Below are 6,502 nucleotides of genomic sequence, written 5' to 3' on the forward strand. Positions count from 1 at the left end.
GCTTGCATCAGCAAGGCTAATCCCCCACCGGCACGTCCATGTCCGAATCCGAAGACGGCGGCGAGCGTACAGAGCTTCCCACCGAAAAACGCCTGCGCGAGGCCCGTGAGCAGGGCAACATCCCGCAGTCGCGCGAGCTGTCGACCGCGGCGGTGTTCGGTGCCGGCGTGTTCGCGCTGATGGTGCTGGCCCGCGGCATCGGCGATGGCGCCACGGTATGGATGAAGACCGCGCTCAGCCCGGACCCGACGATGCGCGAGAACCCGATGGCGCTGTTCGGCCATTTCGGCGATCTGCTGCTGCAGTTGCTGTGGGTGATGCTGCCGCTGATCGGTATCTGCCTGGCTGCAGGGCTGGCTGGCCCACTGATGATGAGCAGCCTGCGCTTTTCCGGCAAAGCGATCATGCCCGACCTCACCAAGCTCAACCCGGCCAACGGGATCAAGCGCATGTGGGGCAGCAACAGCCTGGCCGAGCTGATCAAGTCGGTGCTGCGCCTGCTGTTTGTCGGGCTGGCCGCCAGCTTCTGCATTTCCAAGGGCCTGCACGGCCTGCGCTCGCTGGTGAACCAGCCGCTGGAACAGGCCATCGGCAACGGTTTGGATTTCACCAAGAGCCTGCTGTTCTACACCGCCGGCGCACTGGTGCTGCTGGCCGCCATCGACGCGCCTTACCAGAAGTGGAACTGGCTGCGGAAGCTGAAGATGACGCGCGAAGAGATCAAGCGCGAGATGAAGGAAAGCGAGGGCAGCCCGGAAGTGAAGGGCCGCATCCGCCAGATGCAGATGCAGATGTCGCAGCGCCAGATGATGGAAGCGGTGCCCAAGGCCGACGTGGTGCTGATGAATCCAACCCACTACGCGGTGGCGCTAAAGTACGAAGGCGGCAAGATGCGCGCCCCGATCGTGGTGGCCAAGGGGGTGGACGAAATGGCCTTCCGCATCCGCGAAGCCGGCGAACAGCACCGGGTAGCCATCGTTACCGCCCCGCCTTTGGCACGCGCCTTGTATAGGGAAGCCCAAATCGGCAAGGAAATTCCCGTGAGACTCTATTCGGTCGTGGCCCAGGTGCTCTCCTACGTCTACCAGCTGCGTGGCTGGAACGGCGGCCCGATGCCGGAACTGCCGCCGCTTGAGGTCGATGAGTTCGGCAAGGGAGCCAGCGCATGAGCGCCCGCCCCGCCCCGATGAATGCCCGCCGCGTCATGGAGTTGCTGCGCAACGGCCTGGGCGCCCCGCTGGCGTTGATGGCCATGCTGGCCATGCTGATGGTGCCGCTGGCCGCACCGGTGCTGGATGCGTTGTTCACCTTCAACATCGCCATCTCGCTGATGGTGCTGCTGGCGGTGGTGTACGTGCAGCGCCCGCTGGAATTCACCATTTTCCCGATCGTGCTGTTGATGACCACGATGCTGCGGCTGGCCCTCAACGTCGCCTCCAGCCGCGTGATCCTGATCAACGGCCAGGACGGCCATGCCGCGGCCGGCAAGGTCATCGAGGCCTTCGGCCAGTTCGTGATCGGCGGCAATTACGCCGTGGGTATCGTGGTGTTCGCGATCCTGACCATCATCAACTTCGTGGTCATCACCAAGGGTGCCGGGCGCGTGTCGGAAGTGACCGCGCGCTTCATCCTGGACGCCATGCCCGGCAAGCAGATGGCCATCGACGCCGACCTCAACGCCGGTTTGCTGACGCGCGAGGAGGCCAAGGCCCGCCGCGAGGAAGTGCGCGAGGAAGCCGACTTCTACGGCGCGATGGACGGTGCCAACAAGTTCATCCGCGGCGACGCCATCGCCGCCATCCTGATCCTGTTCATCAACCTCATCGGCGGCATGGCGGTGGGCATGCTCCAGCACGGCATGAGCTTCATGGATGCCGCCTCCACCTACACCCTGCTGTCGATCGGCGACGGGCTGGTGGCGCAGCTGCCGGCCTTGCTGGTTTCGTCTTCGGTCGCCTTGCTGGTGACCCGCGCCTCGCGTGCGCAGGACATGCGCGGGGCCATGGTCAGCCAGGTGTTCGGCCAGCACCGCGCCTTGGCGGTGGCTGCGGCCATCCTCGGCCTGGTCGGCCTGGTGCCGGGCATGCCGAACGTCGCGTTTTTGACGCTGGGCCTGATCCTGGGCGTGATCGCCTGGAAAATGTACAAGCGCAGCCTGGTCATCCCGCCGACCGGCGACCCCGCCACTGACCCGAAGGCCGCCGCGGCCGCCACCGCCGCACAGGCCAGCGCCGAACTGAGCTGGGACGAGCTGCGCCCGATCGACCCGCTGGGCCTGGAAGTGGGCTACCGCTTGATCCCGCTGGTGGACAAGAACCAGGGCGGCGAACTGATGGCGCGCATCAAGGGCGTGCGCCGCAAGCTCACCCAGGACATCGGCTTCCTGGTGCCGCCGGTGCATATCCGCGACAACCTGGAGCTATCGGCCAACGCCTACCGCCTGCTGGTGCACGGCGTGCCGGTGGCCACGGCAGAAATCTATTCCGACCGCGAACTGGCCTTGGACCCGGGCGGCGCGCTCGGCCAACTCGACGGCATTCCCGGCAAGGACCCGGCATTCGGCCTGGACGCCACCTGGATCCAGCCGCACCAGCGCGCCTATGCCGAATCGATGGGCTACACCGTGGTCGATCCGGCCACCGTGGTCGCCACCCATCTGTCGCACCTGATCCGCGAACACGCACCGGAGCTGCTCGGCCACGAGGAGGTCCAGCAGCTGCTGGCGACCCTGGCCAAGACCGCACCGAAGATGGTCGAAGACCTCACCCCGAAGGCGCTGCCGCTGTCGGTGGTGGTACGCGTGCTGCAGAACCTGCTGATCGAGAAGATTCCGGTGCGGCAGCTGCGCAAGATTGTCGAAGCGTTGGTCGAACACGCCCCGCATAGCCAGGACCCGGCCACCCTCACCGCCGCCGTGCGTACCTCGCTGGGCCGCTTCATCGTGCAGGAAATCGCCGGCATGTCGGCCGAGCTGCCGGTGTTCACCCTGGCGCCGCAGCTGGAGCGCGTGCTGCAGGAATCCACCCACGGCAACGGCGTGGCGCTAGAACCCGGGCTGGCCGAACGCCTGCACCAAAGCCTGGCCGATTGCGTGGGCAAGCAGGAAGCCCGCAACGAACCGGCGGTGGTGCTGGTCCCCGGCCAGGTGCGCGCCGCGCTGGCCCGCCTGGTGCGCCACAGCGTACCCAGCCTGTCGGTGCTGGCCTATAGCGAAGTCCCGGAGGACAAGCGCCTGAAGCTGGTCGGCACGATCAGCTGACGACTGACGCGGGAGCGCCTCGCCCCTTCACCCGTCCACTGCGTTCTTTTTCAACCATCTCCGCAATGCCAGACCCGGCTGCAGTCCTCTATCATGAGCGCGGGTTTGGAAAACGGCTGCATCCCGATCACTGCCTGTCCGCGTGCCAGGAGCAGTCACACATGGAGATGGACGCATGAGTAATAAGGGAAAGGTGGGCGTTGCAGCGATCGTGTTGATCCTTGCACTGGTCGCCGGGGTGTACCTGTCCGGTTTCATCACCTTGGCGCTACTGAAACTGCAGGTGCCACTGAAGGCTACGACCTATCTCGAGTATTGGAGAGCGCTCGATCTACCGCAGGTAAAGCCATACGTCCTGCGCATCAAGATCAGCGGCATCATCGGCTTTGGCCTGCCTTTGCTGGGCTGGGCGCTGCTGCTGATCCCGATGCTCAAGAGCAAGAAGCAATCCCTGCACGGAGAAGCCAGCTTTGCCACGGTTGCGGATCTGAAGAAAGCCGGCATGCTGGACAAGAAGCCGGAAAGCATCCTGGTCGGCAAGCTCAAAGGCCGCTCCATCTATATCAACGGCGCGCTGCACGTCATCGTGGTGGCACCCACGCGTTCGGGCAAGACCACCTCCATTGCCATCCCGGTGCTACTGACCTACCAGCAGTCAATGGTGGTTCTCGACCTTAAGGGGGAGCTGTTCAAGGCCACCAGTGGGTACAGAGCGTCGCAAGGGCAAACGATCTACGTCTGGGCGCCTTACGCGACCGATGGCAGAACCCATCGCTTCAATCCACTGACCCTGGTGCCGGACGATCCGCGCGAGCGCATCGCCTCCATACAGACCATGGCCGCGATCCTGTTTCCGGACGAACCTGGCAAAGACAGCTTCTGGGTCACCCAGCCGCGTGCCGCGTTCGTGGCGTTCGCTTCTTTCATGTTCGAGAACTGGGACGACATGCGGAGCACAGGATTCCCTGGCGTGGAAAACCCCAATACCAGCGAGGTGTTTCCCAGCTTCGAACGCATCCTGCGCTTTTCCACCGGTGGCGGCAGTGGCGAAAGCACATCCGAGCTGCTGAAAAAAATCATTACACATAAGAATTTCCATTACATCAGCCCACAGACACGCTCCACCTTCAGCGCACTGGCAGGCCTGACCGAGCAGACCTTTTCCTCGGTCATGGCTACCATGCAGGCGCCGTTGCAGCAGTTCCTGAGTCCGATCCTGGCGGCGGCCACCAGTGCCACCGACATCGACGTCACCGCCATCCGCAAACGGCTCACCACCGTGTACGTCATCATCCCCACCCAGAAACTGGATGAAAGCAGCAAACTGCTGAATATCTTCTTCAGTTCGGTGATCGGCAACAATCTGGACAAACAGCTCAACGAGGACCCCAAGCTCAAGTATCAGATGCTGATGCTGATGGACGAGTTCACTGCCATGGGCCGGGTCGATGTGTGGGCCAAGCGCATCTCGATCTCGGCCAGCTACGGCGTGCGCGACCTGTGCATCATCCAGAGCCAATCGCAGCTGCGTGCCACCTACGGCCCCGACGACGCGCAGAACTTCATCACCAACCATGCTGCAAGCATCGTTTTCACGCCACGCGAGCAGGAAGACGCCAACGCCTACAGCGACATGCTGGGCTATCGAACCATCCGCAAACAGCACCGCTCTACTAGCCGCGGCGGTGGCGGGACCAATGTGTCCTACAACTACACAGAAGAACGCCGCGCCCTGATGCTGCCACAGGAAATCAAGGAACTGCCCGGCGACGACGAATTGTTGTTCTTTGAAGGCAGCAAGCCAATCCGCTGCGAAAAGAACTGGTTCTTCAAGGACAAGGTGCTGAAGAGCCGCATCGTGGACCCGGTGACAGTGCCGGCCTTGGCATTGGATCGGGCAACAGACAACAACAGGAAAGCAGAATAATAGTTGCCGGGTCAAAGCGTGCAGGCTACGACACTCCCCGGCATCACTGTCGCTGCTGGACCACCAACCGATTCATTCCTCAAGGAAGATACTCATGCTGATTCACCGTTCCCCTACGACCATGCTTCTCGTGCTCGGCGTGGCGTTGGGCGCCGCCTCCGTGCAAGCGCAGACGCAAACCGCGATCGACGCCATGCGCAAGTACCCGGCTTATCGTCATGCCGTGGAATCGGTGATGCAGCAGTACGAATCCTCGCTGCGCACCGCTTGCCCAAGCGTCCAGGCCGATTGGAACAAGGCCACGGCACATGTGGCGCTTGAGCCTACAGTCGATGATCAGGGCCGGCTCATCAAGGCCGTCTGGGTTGATACCGTACCGGGAACGGCCTGCGGCCAACAGCGGCGCTACAACGCCATTACCGTTTTCGATAACGGCGAGCCATCGGTGTTGCCGCTGTTTCCCGGCGAATCGGAATCCAACCCGGCTCTCCAGAAGGACACCATCCCCCAGCTTGCAAGCGCCATGGTCATCAAGGACTTCTTGCCCAAGCACTGCCAGGTGGATGTTCTGGAAACCCGGTTGCCTGGCGGCCGCCCTGCACCAGAACAGCCATGGGACGAACAATGGCGCATTGATGTCTGCGGCAGACAGTATTGGACCAAGGTGCGCTACATACCGGATGCGACGGGCACCACCATCAACGTCGACCCCAAAGACATCCTGCCTTCGAAGTAGATGGAACGCGCCCGCCGCCTGAAGCGACTGCAACGGGTCTTCAGATGCGCAGATGCTTGGCTGGCCGAAGATGTCTTTGTCGGCAAAGGATCAAGTCAAACCGGATACCGGATGACCGTTGCTGGATGCGATCTATGCCACGGGCGGGTGCGCGCTGGGGTCGTAACCTTGGCGATGTGGCGGCGTCGTACGGGGCTAACGCTTGGCGCAGGCCCCATGCAAGGTCTAGGCTTGGGCGATGCGGCAGACCGAGGGTACGCTTGCGCCATGGCCGCGCCATAAGGATGCAATGTGTCTAACTTCGTGCGTGTGTTGTTGCTCTCGTTACTGCTGGCATGCGCCGGTTGCGGTGGTGTGTCGCTGCCTGCCACTGCGCAGCAGTCCGCCTACCCGCTGCCTTCGTATTTTCCCGACCCCAAGGCACAGGCGCTGGCCCTGGCGGCCGAGTATGGCAATGTCAAAGAAGTGCGGCGCTTGATGAAGGAAGAGCATGTCGATCCCGACGTGATCTTCTCCACCGACGGCTATCCACTGCTGATTGCGATGGTCTGGGTGATAAGCCCAGGCTTTCCTAGACATC

The 6,502-nt window shown here is 62.8% G+C and carries 4 protein-coding genes and 1 pseudogene; all 5 read left to right on the top strand.

Translation table 11 applies throughout. The features are described 5' to 3' along the window. The first annotated feature begins 38 nt into the window (after positions 1 to 38). Positions 39 to 1,169, top strand: a complete 1,131-nt coding sequence (gene flhB, locus XAXN_RS15700) for a flagellar biosynthesis protein FlhB (RefSeq protein ID WP_054320240.1) — start codon at positions 39 to 41, stop codon at positions 1,167 to 1,169. A gap of 17 nt (positions 1,170 to 1,186) precedes the next feature. Then, entirely contained in the window at positions 1,187 to 3,259 is a 2,073-nt protein-coding gene (flhA, locus tag XAXN_RS15705; RefSeq protein ID WP_174515510.1) for a flagellar biosynthesis protein FlhA, read from the top strand. Positions 3,260 to 3,434: 175 nt separating this feature from the next. Further along, the gene (locus tag XAXN_RS15710; RefSeq protein WP_054320242.1) at positions 3,435 to 5,186 is read left to right on the top strand and encodes a type IV secretory system conjugative DNA transfer family protein; all 1,752 of its coding nucleotides are present in this window, start codon (positions 3,435 to 3,437) and stop codon (positions 5,184 to 5,186) included. Between the two features lie 94 nt (positions 5,187 to 5,280). Next, the gene (locus XAXN_RS15715) at positions 5,281 to 5,922 is read left to right on the top strand and encodes a hypothetical protein (protein ID WP_134980296.1); all 642 of its coding nucleotides are present in this window, start codon (positions 5,281 to 5,283) and stop codon (positions 5,920 to 5,922) included. Between the two features lie 291 nt (positions 5,923 to 6,213). Beyond that, positions 6,214 to 6,502: pseudogene (locus XAXN_RS15720) on the top strand (ankyrin repeat domain-containing protein); the annotation flags it as partial.

Source organism: Xanthomonas axonopodis (assembly GCF_001304695.1).
Lineage (GTDB): Bacteria > Pseudomonadota > Gammaproteobacteria > Xanthomonadales > Xanthomonadaceae > Xanthomonas > Xanthomonas axonopodis.